This is a genomic window from Vibrio caribbeanicus ATCC BAA-2122 (genome assembly GCF_000165125.1).
GTDB classification, from domain to species: Bacteria; Pseudomonadota; Gammaproteobacteria; order Enterobacterales; family Vibrionaceae; genus Vibrio; species Vibrio caribbeanicus.
On sequence record NZ_AEIU01000075.1, the window covers coordinates 168,484 to 186,170 of the forward strand.

At 41.9% G+C, this 17,687-nt stretch carries 13 protein-coding genes; 4 read left to right on the plus strand and 9 right to left on the minus strand.

The features are described 5' to 3' along the window. Positions 1 to 6: 6 nt before the first annotated feature. Entirely contained in the window at positions 7 to 1,572 is a 1,566-nt protein-coding gene (locus RH40_RS11730; protein ID WP_009601727.1) for an anthranilate synthase component 1, read from the minus strand. A 368-nt stretch (positions 1,573 to 1,940) separates the two neighbouring features. Here RH40_RS11730 and rnm point away from each other — a divergent pair, with 368 nt between their 5' ends. The 3 genes from rnm to rluB all read left to right on the plus strand — a co-directional run bounded on the left by rnm (position 1,941) and on the right by rluB (position 4,492). Then, positions 1,941 to 2,792, plus strand: coding sequence for an RNase RNM (rnm, locus tag RH40_RS11735; protein WP_009601728.1), 852 nt, complete (start codon positions 1,941 to 1,943; stop codon positions 2,790 to 2,792). Positions 2,793 to 2,828: 36 nt separating this feature from the next. After that, positions 2,829 to 3,449 carry an L-threonylcarbamoyladenylate synthase gene (locus RH40_RS11740; protein ID WP_009601729.1) on the plus strand — a complete coding sequence of 207 codons (621 nt, stop codon included), beginning with the start codon at positions 2,829 to 2,831 and terminating at the stop codon, positions 3,447 to 3,449. A gap of 107 nt (positions 3,450 to 3,556) precedes the next feature. Next, positions 3,557 to 4,492 carry a 23S rRNA pseudouridine(2605) synthase RluB gene (gene rluB / locus RH40_RS11745; RefSeq protein WP_009601730.1) on the plus strand — a complete coding sequence of 312 codons (936 nt, stop codon included), beginning with the start codon at positions 3,557 to 3,559 and terminating at the stop codon, positions 4,490 to 4,492. Between the two features lie 61 nt (positions 4,493 to 4,553). On the opposite strand, the gene cydC is transcribed toward rluB, so the two are convergent. From cydC to RH40_RS11765, 4 genes are all read right to left on the minus strand, one after another. Then, complete coding sequence (gene cydC / locus RH40_RS11750) at positions 4,554 to 6,275, minus strand: heme ABC transporter ATP-binding protein/permease CydC (RefSeq protein ID WP_009601731.1); 1,722 nt, start codon at positions 6,273 to 6,275, stop codon at positions 4,554 to 4,556. Continuing rightward, positions 6,268 to 8,055 (minus strand): heme ABC transporter permease/ATP-binding protein CydD, encoded by a 1,788-nt coding sequence (gene cydD, locus RH40_RS11755; protein ID WP_009601734.1) that lies wholly within the window; start codon positions 8,053 to 8,055, stop codon positions 6,268 to 6,270. The genes cydC and cydD overlap by 8 nt, the downstream gene beginning before the upstream one ends. A gap of 127 nt (positions 8,056 to 8,182) precedes the next feature. Next, entirely contained in the window at positions 8,183 to 9,145 is a 963-nt protein-coding gene (gene trxB, locus RH40_RS11760; protein ID WP_009601736.1) for a thioredoxin-disulfide reductase, read from the minus strand. Between the two features lie 156 nt (positions 9,146 to 9,301). Further along, positions 9,302 to 10,129 carry a DUF2797 domain-containing protein gene (locus RH40_RS11765; RefSeq protein ID WP_009601738.1) on the minus strand — a complete coding sequence of 276 codons (828 nt, stop codon included), beginning with the start codon at positions 10,127 to 10,129 and terminating at the stop codon, positions 9,302 to 9,304. A 463-nt stretch (positions 10,130 to 10,592) separates the two neighbouring features. On the opposite strand from RH40_RS11765, the gene RH40_RS11770 reads away from it, so the two are divergent. Continuing rightward, positions 10,593 to 13,784, plus strand: coding sequence for a hypothetical protein (locus RH40_RS11770; RefSeq protein WP_139056883.1), 3,192 nt, complete (start codon positions 10,593 to 10,595; stop codon positions 13,782 to 13,784). Positions 13,785 to 13,989: 205 nt separating this feature from the next. On the opposite strand, the gene RH40_RS11775 is transcribed toward RH40_RS11770, so the two are convergent. The 4 genes from RH40_RS11775 to RH40_RS11790 form a co-directional block, all read right to left on the minus strand. Continuing rightward, positions 13,990 to 14,472 (minus strand): hypothetical protein, encoded by a 483-nt coding sequence (locus RH40_RS11775; protein ID WP_009601740.1) that lies wholly within the window; start codon positions 14,470 to 14,472, stop codon positions 13,990 to 13,992. Between the two features lie 314 nt (positions 14,473 to 14,786). Then, complete coding sequence (locus RH40_RS11780) at positions 14,787 to 15,443, minus strand: SanA/YdcF family protein (RefSeq protein WP_174260323.1); 657 nt, start codon at positions 15,441 to 15,443, stop codon at positions 14,787 to 14,789. A gap of 71 nt (positions 15,444 to 15,514) precedes the next feature. Beyond that, positions 15,515 to 15,835 (minus strand): DUF3392 domain-containing protein, encoded by a 321-nt coding sequence (locus RH40_RS11785; RefSeq protein WP_039954635.1) that lies wholly within the window; start codon positions 15,833 to 15,835, stop codon positions 15,515 to 15,517. A gap of 148 nt (positions 15,836 to 15,983) precedes the next feature. After that, a complete protein-coding gene (locus RH40_RS11790; RefSeq protein WP_009601744.1) occupies positions 15,984 to 17,672 on the minus strand; it encodes an NAD-dependent malic enzyme in 1,689 nt (562 codons plus the stop codon). Positions 17,673 to 17,687 lie beyond the last annotated feature (15 nt).

Genomic DNA, 17,687 nt, shown 5'->3' on the forward strand with positions numbered 1-17,687 from the left:
GGTGTTCTACTCCTTGTGTGCTGCTTGAATTGCAGAGATAACAGCCTGTGCTTTACCGCGAGTTTCGTCAGTTTCAGCTTGCGGGTCGGAATCGAATACAACGCCTGCACCAGCCTGAACATGTGCAATCCCATTTTCTATGTAGGCTGATCGGATTACGATACAAGTATCAAAGTTTCCTTCTCCGGTCAGATATCCTACCGCACCGCCATAACTCCCTCTCCGCGCCTTTTCAACCTGGCGAATGAGCTGCATAGCTCGGACCTTTGGTGCACCTGTTAATGTTCCCATATTCATGCAAGCTTGGTACGCATGTAGGGCATCGAGATCATGCCGTAATTGTCCAACGACGCGAGATACTAGGTGCATGACATGGCTGTATCTGTCGACTTTCAGTAAATCGGCGACATGTCTGGTGCCCGGTTGAGAAATGCGTGCAATATCATTGCGTGCTAGATCAACCAACATCATGTGTTCTGCGTTTTCTTTTTTGTCAGTTCTGAGCTCGAGTTCAATGCGACAATCAAGGTCTAAGTCAATCTGACCATCTTCCTGCTTTCCACGATGGCGAGTACCAGCAATAGGGTAAATTTCTACCTGGTTGCTCATCACATCATATTTAAGAGCGCTTTCAGGCGATGCACCAAAAAGCGTAAAATGTTCGTCTTGCATGAAGAACATATACGGGCTTGGATTACTCTGTTTTAATTCTTTGTACGCAACGAGGGGAGATGGGCAAGGTAAAGAAAACCTTCTGGAGGGCACTACCTGAAAAACATCACCTTGGACGACATATTGTTTTAGTTCAGATACAAGTTCACTGAATTCAACGTCTGATAAACTGTATTTAAGTTCCAGATTGGTAACACTTGTCGCAGTGGGCAGTGGCATGGTTTTTTCGCAATGTTTTACTATGTCTGCTACGCGTTGCTCTAGTCGCTCTCTCTCGTTGGTATCATTGATAAATAGGCTTGCTTGAACGTCACAAGTATTCGCCTGATGGTCGACTGTTACGAGTGTCTCGGCCAAATAGAAGACATAGTCTGGACAGGAATCTATTTGAGAGGTGTTTCCAAGGGGTTCGAAGTTGGCGACGAGGTCATAAGCGAAGAGCCCACCGAGAAACAGCGCATGTTTGTGTTGATCTGAAGTGTCAAAACTGTGCTGGACAAGGCGTAGTGCATCGAACACAGACGGCTCTTTCACCCTAGAGTCTTCGTCTAAATCATCGCTAGTTTCGGGAAAGTTAATAGTAAGCGCGGTTTCGCCATTAGAGAAACTAATGTTGCTCGGTATATTTTGGACAATATGGTTTTTAACATTCACTCCGTTTTGTGATAATGCAGTAAATGTAACCGAGTTTCCATTACACACTATACGAAGCGCTGCATCAATGACCAATAGACTTTGCAAGTTTTCTTTCGAGTCGATTTCAGCAGATTCGAGTAGCAAGCTGTCCGATTTTTTGTTGCATAAAGCATGAAACAGCTCTGTAGGATCTGAGGTGTAAGGAGCAACAGAAGTAAGACATTCTACTCCAGCTAAGTTATTTATTGTAATGGCCTTATTCACAAGACCTCCTTTTTTAACTTAATTGACCTGATGGTACTCTCTTGAGCAATGTATATCTCCAATCAAGCGTCAATTTATTGTTATACTGGCAAGGGATAAATAAACCCTTGACCAAAAAATAAGCCCGCTATTATCGCGGGCTAGAAAACACGTAGGAATAGATGTTCTATTCAGCCCGAGGCAAATGTTTGGTTGAGACGCCAACATATCTGATTCGCTAGAAATCTAAATACAGTAGTGGTTTGACAAACTTTTACTTTATGATTTTGCGTAATCTCTTGTAACATAGTGTCTCAACTTTTTCTAATGAAGTATCTGCGTACTAGTTAACTAGTGCGAGAGTGAAAAGTCAACAAAAAAATAAAATTATGAGAATTGATTTACATAGCCATACAACTGCTTCTGATGGAAGGCTGTCACCACAGGCTCTTGTTGATAGAGCTATAGACTTTGAGCTTGATGTGTTAGCCATCACTGACCACGATACAATCGAGGGTTTAGATCAAGCTCATCGTTATATCAATGAGCGCCAGCTTTCCCTCAAATTGGTAAATGGCATCGAAGTATCAACGGTTTGGCAAAATAAAGATATTCACATCGTTGGCTTAAATATTGATGTTGGGTGTCGCGAACTACTCAACCTCATCGCTGCACAGAAAGAACACCGTTTATCTCGTGCGCAGTTAATTGCTAATCGTCTAGAAAAAGTGACTAAAGAAGGTGTGTATGAACAGGTATTGGAGTTGGCTGGTGAAGCGTCAATTACTCGAGCACATTTTGCCAAGTGGCTAGTTGATAATGGCTATGCCAAGACAATGCAGCAAGTGTTTAAAAGGTACTTGACTCGTGATAAGCCCGGTTATGTACCTCCAAGCTGGTGTTCAATGAAAGAGGCGATAGAGGCGATACATGCCGCTGGGGGACAAGCAGTACTGGCACATCCAGGGCGGTATAAGCTTACAACTAAATGGATAAAACGTTTAATTGGAGCTTTTGTCGAAGCTGGAGGAGACGCGATGGAGATTGCACAACCGCAGCAAGCGCAACATGAGCGACGGACGCTAGCCGATTATGCGATACAATACAATCTACTTGTGTCGCAAGGTAGTGACTTCCATTACCCGTCACCATGGATGGAACTAGGAAGGAATTTGTGGCTTCCATCAGGTGTTGAACCTGTTTGGAAGAATTGGAATATTGAGCCTTCCAATATTGATTAACTATAGAGTCGAGAGACTCAATAATGAGGATTTACAATGAGCCAGTTTTTTTATGTTCATCCAGAAAACCCGCAGGCTCGCTTGATTAATCAGGCTGTAGCTATCATTCGTAACGGTGGGGTCGTGGTATACCCAACTGATTCTGGTTATGCGCTCGGGTGCCAGCTTGAGAATAAACAAGCACTAGAGAGAATTTGTCAAATCCGTCGCTTGGACGATAAACATAATTTTACTCTGCTTTGCCGAGATCTTTCGGAGCTTTCGTTGTATGCACGGGTGGATAATACGGCTTTCCGTTTGCTAAAAAATAATACCCCTGGACCTTACACCTTTATATTTAAGGGGACAAAAGAGGTACCACGCAGACTGATGAATTCTAAACGTAAAACGATCGGTATTCGTGTGCCTGATAACCGAATCGCTCTCGATCTTCTTGAAGCATTGGGCGAACCTTTGATGTCTACGTCTCTCATTTTACCGGGTCAAGATGTAACAGAATCTGATCCTGAGGATATTCGTGACAAGCTTGAGCATGCCGTTGATTGTATTCTCAACGGGGGCTATTTAGGAGAGCAACCTACCACAGTGGTAGACTTTAGCGAAGATGAACCCGTTATTGTGCGTATGGGCTCTGGTGATCCATCAGCTTTTGAATAAAACGAAAGTACGTGATTTTCAGCACACTTTTTGCGATAATACAAGGCCGCGAGTATTACTCGCAACAGTTTATTCGACGTCTGAGAAGACGACACACAGGTAAATAAATGAACGAAAAATTACAAAAAGTACTAGCTCGAGCTGGTCACGGCTCTCGACGCGAACTTGAGGCTTTGATAAAAGCAGGTCGTGTCAGCGTTAACGGCGTTGTAGCTAGACTTGGTGAACGACTTGAAGATGAAAATGCAGTAGTACGTATTGATGGTCATATTGTTTCTGCTAAAGCGCAAGAGGAAGTTATTTGTCGCGTTTTAGCATACTATAAACCTGAAGGTGAACTATGTACTAGGCATGATCCCGAGGGGCGTCGCACCGTTTTTGACCGTTTACCTAAGATCCGTGGTTCTCGTTGGATTTCCGTTGGTCGTCTCGACGCTAACACTTCAGGATTGTTATTGTTTACAACCGATGGTGAATTGGCGAATCGCCTAATGCACCCTAGCCGTCAAGTTGAACGTGAGTACTTAGTACGAGTATTTGGTGAAGTCACCGAGCAAAAAGTGAAGAACTTAGTACGTGGTGTTGAACTTGAAGATGGTCTGGCGCGGTTTGAAGATGTCGTTTATGCTGGCGGGGATGGTATGAACCATACCTTCTATGTTGCAATAAACGAAGGTAGGAATCGCGAAGTGCGTCGTCTATGGGAATCACAAGACACGACGGTCAGCCGCCTAAAGCGAGTTCGTTATGGGGATATCTATCTCGACAAAAAACTACCACGCGGTGGTTGGATGGAGCTTGACCTCAAAGAGGTAAACTACTTAAGAGAGTTAGTAGAGCTTCGTCCTGAGAAGCAAACACTACTCGATGAAAATAAGGCAAATAGTTCTCGTAAGCGCGAGCGCTCTCGTAGCCAAAAAATACGACGAGCAGTGAAGCGTCACGAAGAAAGAGTAAATAGTGGTGGGAGAAGCAATAACCCAGCACGTAGAAACCCCAAAAAGGGAGCAGGTAAGGCTAACACTCGCAGTAAACAGCGCTAGTAAAAACAGCATAGTACGAAAAGAGCAGCCCGCAGGCTGCTCTTTTTTCTTATGGGCATAATTATAATGTTTGATTAAGCTGGTAATAACGCCCCTTTTTATCCATCAAGTCTTGGTGAGTGTCATGTTCTACAATTTCACCCTGCTCTAATAAACAGACAGTATCCATCTGGCCTAGGTTAACCAACCTATGAGTAATGAAAATGATTGTTTTGTCATTAAAATGTTGCTCAAGGAGCATCATGATCTGTTTTTCTGTCTGTTTATCAAGTCCTTCAGTGGGCTCATCCAATAAAACAATCGGGGCATCATGCAATAATGCGCGAGCAATGCCAACTCGCCTTCGTTCACCTCCGGACAATTGTCTTCCTCCATCACCAAGCCACACGTCTAAGCCTTGTTGTTCCATAAGAGGCTGTAAACTAACTTTGTTGAGGACTGAGATGATTTCTTCATCACTTGCGCATGGTTTTGCCATCTGGAGATTATCGCGTAATGAACCATTGAGAATATCAACACGCTGACTTACCACACTAATCGCCTGACGTAATTGGGATTCGCTCCAGTTTCTAATGGAGTGTCCCGCGATCTCTATAGTACCGGTTTGGACATCCCAGTAACGATTTAGAAGTTGTATCAAGGTTGACTTCCCTGAACCAGTCTGTCCAACAATGGCTATTCTATGCTTAGCAGGAATACTTAGATCAATATGCTTCAGAACATGACTATTTCCGTCAGGGTATTGAAAAGAAACCCCTTTGAATTCGATGGAGTAGCTTTGATCATGTTTGACGTCTATCTCGGGGAAACAAACGTCTGGTTCAGCAAGAATGACTTCGTTGAGGCGTTCTGCTGATGTGAGTGTTTGCCCGAGGTGTTGAAATGCTCCAGCGATTGGCATTAAGAGCTCAACACTCGCAATCGAGGCGAATGCGACCAAGCCAATCATTGGGTCGGGAGGATTGCCACCTACGCCATCAGCGGCAAGCCAAATCATGAGTACAACAGTCCAGCCATTGGCTAAAAGAAGTAATGCCTGAGCGAGTCCTGATATACGAGCATTAACCCATTCATTGTAGAACAGCTGACGCTGGGAGTTGCTCATCGACTCTCGATAGTGCTTTTCTGCACCAAATAAAATTAATTCACTGTAACCTTGAAGCCAATCCAGAGCCGTGACTCTAAGATGGGCTTTATTTTTTGTGTATTTGGCTCCATTGTTCAGTCCGAGTCGATAAAATAAGAATGGCCAAGTAACCAGTAGAAATAACAGTACACAACCAAGGATTATGCCAAGTTTGAGATCAAACCATCCAACCAGAGCAGTCAGGCCCATAATGGATAGAGTACCGACTACGATTGGGCTGACCAGCCTGAGATATACATGATCCATCGCATCAATATCCGCGACAAGTCTATTCAGCAGATCAGCGTCTCTGAGGCCGGATACTTTACCAGGAACTAGAGGAGCAAGTTTGGTAAAGAAAAACACACGGAGTTCAGTCAGTAGTTTGAATGTTGCATCATGACTTACGACTCTTTCACTCCATCGACCTGCTGTTCGAGTCATAGCCAATCCGCGTACAAAAGCGCCAGGAAGCATGTAATTAAATGTTTCCCGGGCAATAGTAAGTCCGGCTACTGCAGCAGCGGATAAAAACCATCCTGAGAGCGTCAAAAGACCAATTGAAGCTGCTACTGTAATTAGACTCAATAGCATACCTAGAGTTAGCCCAAACCAATGTTTTCGATAAAGCTGAAAGTAGGGGAGTAGTTTACGCATCAAGGTTTCCCCTTGTTGTTGCTTGCATCGTTTGATTGGCGAATAACATATCTTGGAATACGCCGGTTTTGCTTTCTAGGTAATCAAAGTCTCCTGATTGAACGATGATACCATTTTGCATAACGATAATCTGGTCGACACTGCGTAGCGGATTTAACTGGTGGGTAACCATTAGAGCCGTACGATTATTTATCTGGTTTTCAAGTCCTTGCACTACTAGCCGTTCACTGCGAGCATCTAGGCTGGCGGTAGGTTCATCCAAAAGCCAAAAACGGCCATTTTGAATCATAGCCCTAGCTAGCGCTAAACGTTGAGCTTGTCCTACTGATAAACCACTTGAGCGATCTGATATCAGATAATCCAACCCGTGTTCTTCCACAAACTCAGAGGAGAATGAGTCGTCAAGGGCTTGTGAGACTTGCTGATTAGAAACGTAAGGCTTTCCCAACGTGATATTGTCACGTATTGAACCGTGAAGCAGAAGTGGATTTTGTCCAACCCAACTGACTTGAGAGCGCCAATGCTTAAGGTCTAAGTCTTTACGCTCTATGTCATTGATGGTTAATGAGCCTTTATACGGAAGAAACCCTAAGATGGCGTTAATAAGGGTTGTTTTGCCAGCACCACTTGGCCCAACAATTGCGGTCGTCTGATTGGCGACTAGTGTAAAGCTAAGTGGGCCTACCAATTGTTTTCCATCCGGAGAGAATACCTCGAGATCGCGAGCGCGAATAGTAATTGAACCTTCGTCACTGATGGCTTTGGACCCCGATACGACGGAGTCAACCTCAGTTGAAAGAAATTCGACAATACTTTCAGCTGCGCCAACAGCCTGCTGCTTAGCGTGGTAAAAAGTACCGAGGTCACGTAGGGGCTGATAAAACTCTGGGGCCAAAATGAGAATAAATAAACCGGAAAAGAGAGTAACTCCTAAACCATAATCACCGAAATTCAATTCACCGATAAATGCAAAACCGAAGTAAACAGCGGTCATTGCAATTGAAATAGAAGTGAAGAATTCTAAAACTGCCGAGGATAAAAAAGCAATACGCAAAACATCCATAGTTCGAGTTCGGAATACTTCAGAAGCACCACGCATTATCTCAGTCTCAGCTCGTGTCCGGTCAAAAAGACGAATTGTCGTCATTGCTTGTAGGCGATCGTAAAAATGCCCCGACAGACGTTGCAGTGCTTTAAAGTTCTTTCTGTTTGCATCGGCTGCCTTTAGTCCAACTAAAGCCATAAACAGCGGGATCAAGGGAGCGGTAAGTAGAAAAATAAAACCTGCCACCCAATTTATAGGGAATACCACAACCAAAATGACGAATGGAACGAATACAGAGAGTGACATTTGAGGGAGATAACGTGCAAAAAAGTCCTGCATATCATCGACCTGTTCGAGTAGTAATGTCGCCCAACTTCCTGCAGGCTTTTGCTTGATATAAGCGGGCCCTAAGCTCTCAAGTTTTTCCAATATCGTTTGACGAATATGTATGCGTACTTGCTGGCCACATCTATAACCCGCGATTTCTCTACCCCAAGAACAGAGCGCACGAATGGCAATGATACCAGAAAGCCCTAAAAATGAGGGGATAAGTTCATATTTATCAGTATGTTCAATAATCAACTGATGTAAGATTGAGGCAAGTAGAGCAGCTTGTGCCAGTAAAAGTAGACTTGATACAAAGCCAAAGGTAATAGCGAGTATCAACCAGTTTTTAGCCTGTTTACTCTGTTGCTTGAGCCACAGATTTAGACTGCGCTGTTTCTTTTTATCCATCGTGACGGCTCGTATGATGTGTTAAAAGATAGAGAGTGGGCATTATACAAAATAAAGCCTCGCGCGAATAGCAGGAGGCTTTAAGCTTATGAGCTAAAAATGGAAAATATAATTGAGTTGTTGAAAATTAATCATTGTGCTCTAGTGAATCTAGGTAACGTTCAGCATCCAGTGCAGCCATACAGCCGCTCCCTGCCGATGTAATTGCTTGGCGGTAATTGTGATCCATGACATCACCTGCGGCAAATATACCGGGTATGCTTGTTTGAGTTGCATTGCCCTCTATTCCGGATTGCACAACAATATAGCCATTTTTCATTTCTAATTGATTTTGGAACATAGCTGTATTTGGTTCGTGACCGATCGCGATAAAGGCTCCCATTACATCGATCTGATCAATTTTTTCTGATTGTGTATCTCTGATTCGTACACCAGTCACACCCATATCATCTCCAACAACTTCATCGAGTGTACGATTAGTATGCAAGACAATATTGCCACTGTTTACTTTATCCATTAATCGCTTGATGAGAATCTTTTCTGCGCGGAAGGTATCTCGACGGTGGATGAGGTGTACTTCAGAAGCAATATTGGAGAGATACAAAGCTTCCTCAACCGCGGTATTTCCTCCACCCACTACAGCAACTTTTTGGTTACGATAGAAAAAACCGTCACAAGTCGCACATGCTGAAACACCTCTACCTTTAAAAGCTTCTTCTGAATCAAGCCCTAGGTATTTAGCCGATGCACCCGTTGATATGATTAATGCATCACAGGTATATTCACGCGCGTCTCCTTTTAAACGAAAAGGACGCTGACTGAAGTCAACTTCGTTAATGTGATCGAATAAAATCTCTGTTTCAAAGCGTTCCGCGTGTTCTTTCATCCTTTCCATTAAACCAGGCCCGGTAAGCCCTTCTGGGTCACCCGGCCAGTTTTCCACTTCTGTTGTCGTGGTTAATTGACCGCCTTGCTGCATGCCAGTCACTAAAACCGGATTGAGGTTTGCCCTCGCTGCGTATACGGCGGCTGTGTAGCCGGCAGGACCTGACCCTAATATAAGCAATTTACTGTGTTTGGCATTATTCATATGTACTCCGATGACACTAGCGTTGGGTATTCAATGTCTTCGATTGTATGGAATATCTTGAAGAATTTAAAGAACGCCCGTGGGACATAAATGAAATAATTCGTAATAGGATATAACGCAAACGCTTGCGTTATATAATGGTCGAAAGTTGTGTCATCAACCTTCAAGAACTTCGACTTCATAAGAGGTAAATTTACGTATGTTGATTACCCCAGTATCAAAAATCAGATATTGGCCTTTTATTCCCTGAAGTTTCCCTGTTACCTCTGGGCTTTTATCAAAGTTATGTGAAACAATTTTTACTGGATGTTTCTCAACCGGGTAGGTAAGAGAAGTAAGTTCAGCATTGATGATTTGGATTGAATCTTCGCCAAAGCGCTGCCTAATTTCAATAATTTTATCTTCGATTAGGGGTAAAATTGTTGCAAATTGTTCTTGTAATGCTAAAGGTTCGGCATCCCCTTTGAGTAGATTCCGCCAGTTTGTTTTATCAGCAACATGTTTGGCTATTTCCACTTCAATAAGACCGGAAATGTAGCGAGTTGCAACCTTGAAGATTGGCATTCCTTGCGTTGCTCCCTGGTCTATCCATCTAGTAGGGATCTGGGTGTGGCGTGTTATTCCAACTTTGAGACTGGAGGTGTTGGAAAGGTAGACAAAATGATCAACCATACAATTTCTTTCTCCCCATTCAGGCTCACGACAAGTTCCCTGGTCATAGTGGCAAGTCTCTGGTTTCATAATACACATATCGCAACTAGCGAGTTTTTTCATACAAACAAAGCAATGACCTTGAGAGTAACTTTTCTTGGTTTTTTTCCCGCAAGAACAACAAAATATATTTCCGGTATGGGTGAGTGTTAACGTGTTACCAATAAGCGGATTTAGGTCGATAAGTTCGTCTCCTACCGCTAGTTGGTACTGAACTTTATCGTTGAGGGAGGCGCGCAATTTACTTAGCGTACCCTTTGCAATTAATGTCATGACAGTGCTCTTATTATGGTGAAGATATACCCAAGTAACTTTTTGCGGATCAGAGTTTCAAGATCTTATGGGTAATCCTCTTATTTTTAGAATGTAAGCATAGCAGTTTTATTAAATAAGTGGGTAAAAATTTGACTATGAACTTGCTTGATAGAATAGATTTTATTAGAAATAAATTTATCCTGGTTAAGTATATCTATCTTTCAAAAATAAAAATCATATTTGTAATATATTTGTCATCTTACCTAATTACTATTTTTGACTTTTATTAATTAAGATATCTATGATTCGCTTTATTTTTTCATATTTTATTTTTTTGTTCTCCTCTTTTGTATTTGCAATTAGCTATCAAACACAAACATTAAAAAATAGCAGTGAAAGCTATGAGTGTATTTCAAATTTAGATAATCAATGGTCTTTTTATAGGCTAGAAGGAAATAGCAATTGTCAAGAAAAATCTAATGTGAACTGGTTTAATGGTGAACCTTTTGGAGTGCCTCTCTGGTATTCAAAAACAGTGGACGGTGATATTCAGTGCCTTTCTTTTGATGGTAAGAATTGTACATGGCAGCCAGACTACAAGAAAAGAGTAGAACTAAACTATGATGAAAATAATCATAAATTAGAGGAACTAAATCAACTACTATCTAGATACAATCAGATAGAGGTGGATTTAAACCAAAAGTCCTCTAATCAGATACGGCTTCCAAATATAGCCAAACAAGGCCAACGTATTATTATTACAGCTCGATCTTCAACTTTAAATGAAGTTATTTTTCCAACAGGAACGCGTTTGAGCCTCGATAAGGGAAGCAGGCTTAGCTTTTTGTACCTGGGGTATGGTTGGTATCCGGAATATGCAAATTTAAATCATTTTTCAGACTTTTCTATGGCTCTTCCATTAGTTTGTGGCCAGCATCATAAAGCAGTTTGGGGTTATTCAGGCTATACAAAACAAGGACACTGGTGCCAGAAGTTAAAGAATATATCAGAGACTTACAATCAAAAAGTACTCAAATCAACAGTAAAGGACATTCAGACCGACATTAAAAATATTGATCAAAACATTACTAATATAAGACAGGAAATGTTTGATCAAATATCGGGATATACTAATCGTCTTGAAACTTTACGTAAAAATCGAGATAAAAAAAGAACAGATCAGATTTTAACCTGTTCGCTGTCGTGGTGGAATTTGCCCGGAATTATTGCGTGTTCGGTATTGTCCACTCAATATAACGATCTAAACGCAACATACTTAGCATTAATTGAAGAACGTAAACTAGCACTTCGAAGTGTTAAGCAAAAAGACTCGTTAATAAAAGAAAAAAATTGGTGGTTATTCTTGTCAGAAAAAATTGAAGAGAATACCAGTCACTTGTCTGCTCTTCTTCAAGAACAGAAAAATACGCTTGATGAATTAAACTCATTGATAATTCGGGACAGTCGAGAAGAAGAAAAAGCTCATCGTAAATACTTAGAATCAGTTGAGAATGATGCACATGACATGAATGTGGGTAATATATTATTAAAATCATTAGAGGATACACCTTTGATTGGTCGTGAGTTAACTCACATCATGGACTATGCACAGCATCCCTCTGAAACCAATTTAAGACGCATGCTATTGGGTCTTTTCGGTCCAGTCGGCGAGGCCATAGATGGTAGTATAGAAATCATGACCGATAATAGTTCTCTGACTCATCAAAAATTAAATTTTTTAAATCAAGCACTGAGCGATTTATCTCATGATTCGAGTCTCAATGAAGCTTTGGAAGATATTGTAGAAGATATTATTCATGATTTAGGTGATGAAGCCATTGAAGGAATTCGTGAAGCGGGGTTATGGGATGAAGGACAAAATATAAGCAAGGTCACTCAGCTTCAATATCAGAGCTTGATAGATTTACGCTCACAACTCACACCTGTTGGCTATGATTTTTGGCAGGGAACCACTGAAGTAGAAAAAAGAGTTCAGTCAAAGTTTAGATCATCAGTGCGCTCAAAAATTGCACCATTTAAAACACACAAGCAAGAAAAACGAATATCCAGTATTTTTCGTCATGCATTCGGAGATGAATATGACCATGTCTCTTCCTCTTCATCACAGGATATGAATCATGCATTACTACAGGTTATAAATAATGTTGCCTATGCTGAGGAGAGACAAGCTTACTGGGCTGACTCATCGATTATTGGTGCACGTCCTGCGGGTCTTATTTTTGACTACCAACACGCATTTATTGTCTTGAATAAAGACCTCGTATCTTACGATAGCGGTGACATTGCCAAGTTCTATTTTGAGGAGCTGGGACATTTAGTGAATTGGTGGCGCTGTAAGATTTATGATGTGAGTTTACATCGTTGTCAAGTTGCAGGAGATGCTGGTGCACGCTTCCGGGATGCGGTAATGCTAGATGATTCACTGTATACATCATCAATTACAGAGTTACTCACACAGCTACCCGTTCATGCTGAAGTGGCAACAGAAACGCTAGGGTTTGACAATGGTCATTTTGCCACCCTTGAGGGTTGGCCTAGTTACTATACAATAAATGACCACATAGCTGGCAATGGTACTTTTTCATGGTTGATGCGTTTGGGGCTTGATATCACGAGTGAAGAGTTGGGGTTTTTAAGTGATGAATTTGACGTAGAGATCTCAGTTTCTGCACCTACGCCAGCCATGAAAGGAAATCCATGGGAAAAATCTAAGCGAGGTTATTGTGAGACGGACTTCGACTCTGACTGCAATATGCCAACGATGTGGATGTCCATTTCTTTTCGTGATGCAATTAAGATCTCTGGTGCTAAAGTACCACGATTTAAAGATAGTCGAGTTTCACAGCTTGGCTTTGATCTCTCACCGAGGTTAGTGCGAAAGCATGGCGGTAAAATGCCTTTCCAGCTTACTTCTGTAAGAGGAACTAATTGGAAATACTTTTACGACCATAATATCTATGCAAAAAAGTTGACCGCTGGATTAGAAACGAAACTTGATCTCTGGAAAATGGCACATTCCCTAACCAAAAACAGAGTCAGCAAGATCCATAAACCTGAGGTGTCTTTTAAAGCGACACCTATGTCTGGGAGCTATCTAGTCGAAATTGCTGCTCGTGATAAGCAAGATTTTGCAACATGGCTGGCGGCAGATGTAAGCGCGTCAATTGCAGGGTGTGCGGCAGGTTTCGCTATTGGCGTTGTTGCAGAGATTGATCCTATCGTTTTATGTCACGCTGGGTCTGATCTAACAGAGATAGTAGAGTCTACCATTCAAGGTTTGGATAAGCGTCCAACGATGTTCTTTGAGGCAGATGGAAACGTTACTTTACCGTCTTCGCTAGAATACAAATACGCGACGAGTGGTGCTAAGTTAGCCCCTAAAAGTGACGGATATAGTGCGGGTAGAGTAAAATATGACTCTGACTCTGACAGCACAACCAGTTGGTTTACCGATGATATCTCAGAATCAAGCATTTCAAATGCCCCACAAGTGATGAGAGTAAGAAATAAAGTTCAAAACGTATTTTCAAAGTTAGCTAAAACAAGTTTGTCGCCCGTGATGGTATTTCGCTTCAGAGTTGGTTTTAATTATTCTGAAACGCTTTTGAATGCAGGTGATTACGGACTTCCCTCAGCAATTGTCGTGGACTAACCATCTGTTAAAAGAGACGATTTTCAGAAAAGCTAGATTTGTTCTGTAAACAAGGCAAACCTGTAAGTTATAGGGCATATATTGATACGTAGGATGAGTTTTATCCATCAGACTTTTACTATATGCCCTAGGTTTTTGATGTAATTGATGCGTTAAAATACCTGAAAAAATATTGCGGCGTTAAAATGGGGCCTAGTTTTTAAGCCTAATCCTCGGGTAACGCCAGATTTACTTCAAAACCAAAATAATCACGCAGCTTGAGCTGGATACCCAGAAGGTGTTTTTTATCATAAAGTTTGGGGTCTGATACATTTTGGGTGTACATACCTTTCTCGATAGACCAACATTTTCCTGATGGCTGGATTAATTCTCCAAAAGAAGTTAGCTCCTCCAATACTTGGTTATTCTTGATATCCCTAAAACTAGACGAGAAAAATATGAATTTTTCGTAGTTGTTGTCACCCGCATAACCCCAATAAAGCTTATTTTTCGAACCATATGCCTGATCGAGTAACTGTTTAAGTCTAATATTGATATGTTTAAAATGAGAACCTTGGTAAACAAACGGCGAGGCCAAGTTTTCTCTAATGATGCAGATCCCTTCAATCAATGTGAGGGACATAACAAGGTTAATAGACTGGTCATTTGCGGTTTTTCTATCACTATCCAAAAATGAAACGTTAACCAAAGCTGCTCCTTATATTCAGATCGAATCAATCCAGTTAGTTCATATATTCATGCAATGCCAAGAAGTTTAGTTTAGAGCGAGGCAACTAAATCGAGGCCTCCAAATAGTTGCTTTTAATGCCTGACTCTTTCTTTTTTAACCGATTACTTACGCTAGCAATTCGAGGAGGAAACTACTCGGGCTGCGCCCATTTTAATGACTATTTTGTAATTTTGTAGTTCGTAAGCTTACGATGTCTTGGTGCGGGGTTGTATATTGATCAGTATCGATGTTACGTAGTGGCAGGGTGGGAATAGTATTTAGTGCATGCTTGATTATTTGTTGGTTAGTCTGTTGTCAGGAATAGTTTTTAACTGTTCTGTCAAAATTGGTTCTTTAGGACCCAAAAACTTCGGCTTTGCATTGGTAATATAAATGTCGACAACTGCACGTGCCCTTGCAAAGACCTCCCTTAGGCGAACCCTTAAGCCTGAATGGCGTGAAGGTCCGGGAACTGCAAAACATTTCGCATCAATATTGTGCGAATTAGCAATGAAAATAGCACGTTCACAATGAAATTTTTGAGAAATGATCAGAAAATTATCAGTGTCAAAAATTTCCTTCGCCCGAACTATCGAGTCGAGGGTTCTGAAGCCAGCATAGTCCAAAAAGATTTTGTCTTTTGGGATGTTCGCCTTTAACAAGTCACGCTTCATAGTCCAAGGTTCATTGTAGGATCTATGCGCATTATCACCACTTAAAAGAAAGTTTTCGACTTTGTGCTTTTGATAAAGCTGAATTGCCGCCTCAATGCGGTGGGTATAGTATTCGTTAAGGATTTTACCTAAATACTTGCTTGTACCGAGTACAACCGCAACATCGAATGATTCGATTTGAGACATATTAGTATAGACATGGTCTCTCGCTTGATATGAAACCCAGCGATCAATGGCAAAAAGAGTTAGACACCCTAAAACAACGAACATAGGCATCCATGCCAGTATTTTACCGATAAAATACAGCCAGTTTTTCTTCGGTTTATCCTTGTGAAATAATTCTCGCACTATACTTGCCGGTTCCGCTGAGCCCAAATACCAATTACGACAAAACTGATAGAGATAACTAAAAACATGATTCCTTTATCTAATGATCTGAGCATAGTTGATAACATAGGGGTTGCTTTAACAATAAGCAGTCCATATCCAAATGCATTGACTAGGATAAATACTACGGTTCGTATGATGAAATTCGCATTCCCCAATTGCTTGCGCAAGAGCGCATTAATGCTGCCTCCGGCCATCACCAATACACAAGCAATAAGTGCAGTTGAGATTTCATACATGTACGGAAGCGTATAGCTTCCTAAAAGATTTAAGTAGTTCATTATAGTTGATTATCGATGAGTTGCCCGTCGAGCATAGCATGAACCCCGATTTAGTATGTAGCGAGAGTGTCAAAGAAATCACATTCCATAGCAGTGGAATCGATGAGGAAAATGAGGCAACAAAAAACCCCCTTAAAGGGGGTTTTTATTAGAAAGCAGTGCGTTTGTAACGGCGATACACGGGGTTCCAGAAAGAGGCATCAATAGCTCCTTCCAGTGCCTCGTCTGGTATTTCGAGAGCGACACCCTGCTCGATAGCCTTTTTAGCAACAGCGAAGGCGATTTTCTTTGATACAGAATGAATTGCCTCAAGCGGCGGCAGCAATGCTCCTTGCCCATTAATGGCGAGTGGAGAACATGTTGCTAACGCACGGCTTGATTCCATTAACATCTCGTCTGTTACACGTTTTGCTTGTACTGCGAGAACGCCAAGTCCAATCCCCGGGAAAATGTAACTGTTGTTACATTGGGCAATTGGGTAAGTCTTTCCTTCATGAACGACTGGGTCGAACGGACTACCAGTAGCAACAAGAGCTTCACCATTGGTCCAGCGAATAATATCACTTGGTGTGGCTTCGACTCGACTCGTTGGGTTGGAAAGGGGGAAGATGATTGGACGAGGACAATGCTGGTGCATTTCTTTGATTACTTCCTCACTGAATAAGCCCGGAGCTCCAGATACGCCAATGAGTACTGTTGGTTGAGCATTTCTCATGACATCAAGTAGCGAATAGCCGTTGCCTGACGATTCCCATTTATCTGTGCTGGAGTGTTTTTGCACTAGGCGTTGTTGGAAATCAAGTAGGTTAGGCATTCCTTCTTGCAATAGCCCCCAACGATCAACCATAAAGACTTGTGAGCGAGCTTGTGAATCGGAGATACCTTCAGAAACCATTTGTGCGATAATGGCTTCAGCAATACCACAGCCAGCAGAGCCAGCACCAAGGAAGGTAATGCGCTGCTTAGAGAGTTTACTTCCCGCCGCTTTACATGCTGCGAGTAAAGACCCTACCGTGACGGCAGCGGTGCCTTGAATATCATCATTAAAGCAACATACGCGATCTTTATATCTCTCTAGCAACGGCATCGCATTTTTTTGAGCAAAGTCTTCAAACTGGATTAGTGCATTTGGCCAGCGACGCTGTACTGCTTGCATAAACTCTTCAACGAAAGCGTCATAGTCGGCTCCCGTAACGCGAGGATGACGCCAGCCCATGTACATAGGATCAGCGAGGCGCTGGGGATTATTTGTACCTACATCGAGAACAATCGGTAGGGTATAGGCTGGGCTGATACCGCCACAGGCCGTGTATAGAGCCAACTTACCAATTGGAATACCCATTCCACCTATGCCTTGATCTCCAAGACCTAGAATGCGTTCTCCATCTGTTACAACGATGACCTTGACGTTATGGTTGGATGCATTGTTTAAAAGATCATCGATTCTATCTTTGTTGGCATATGAGACGAATAAACCACGGCCACGGCGGTAAATATTCGAGAAGTTTTCACACGCTGCACCAACGGTTGGTGTGTAAATGATAGGCATCATTTCAGAAACATGGTTCTGCACTAAGCGGTAAAAAAGAGTCTCATTAGTGTCTTGAATATTACGCAGATAAATGTGCTTATCCATATCACTTTCAAAGTTACAATACTGCTGATAAGCACGCTCTACCTGTTCCTGAATGGTTTCAGTATTTTCAGGAAGTAAGCCCTCTAAGTTAAATGAGCTTCTCTCTTCTGCAGAGAAAGCACTGCCTTTATTTAAAAGAGGTGTACTTAGCAACGCTGGACCAGCGTATTGGATATAAAGTGGGCGTTTATCGTTATTCATCACTTGCCTATGTCT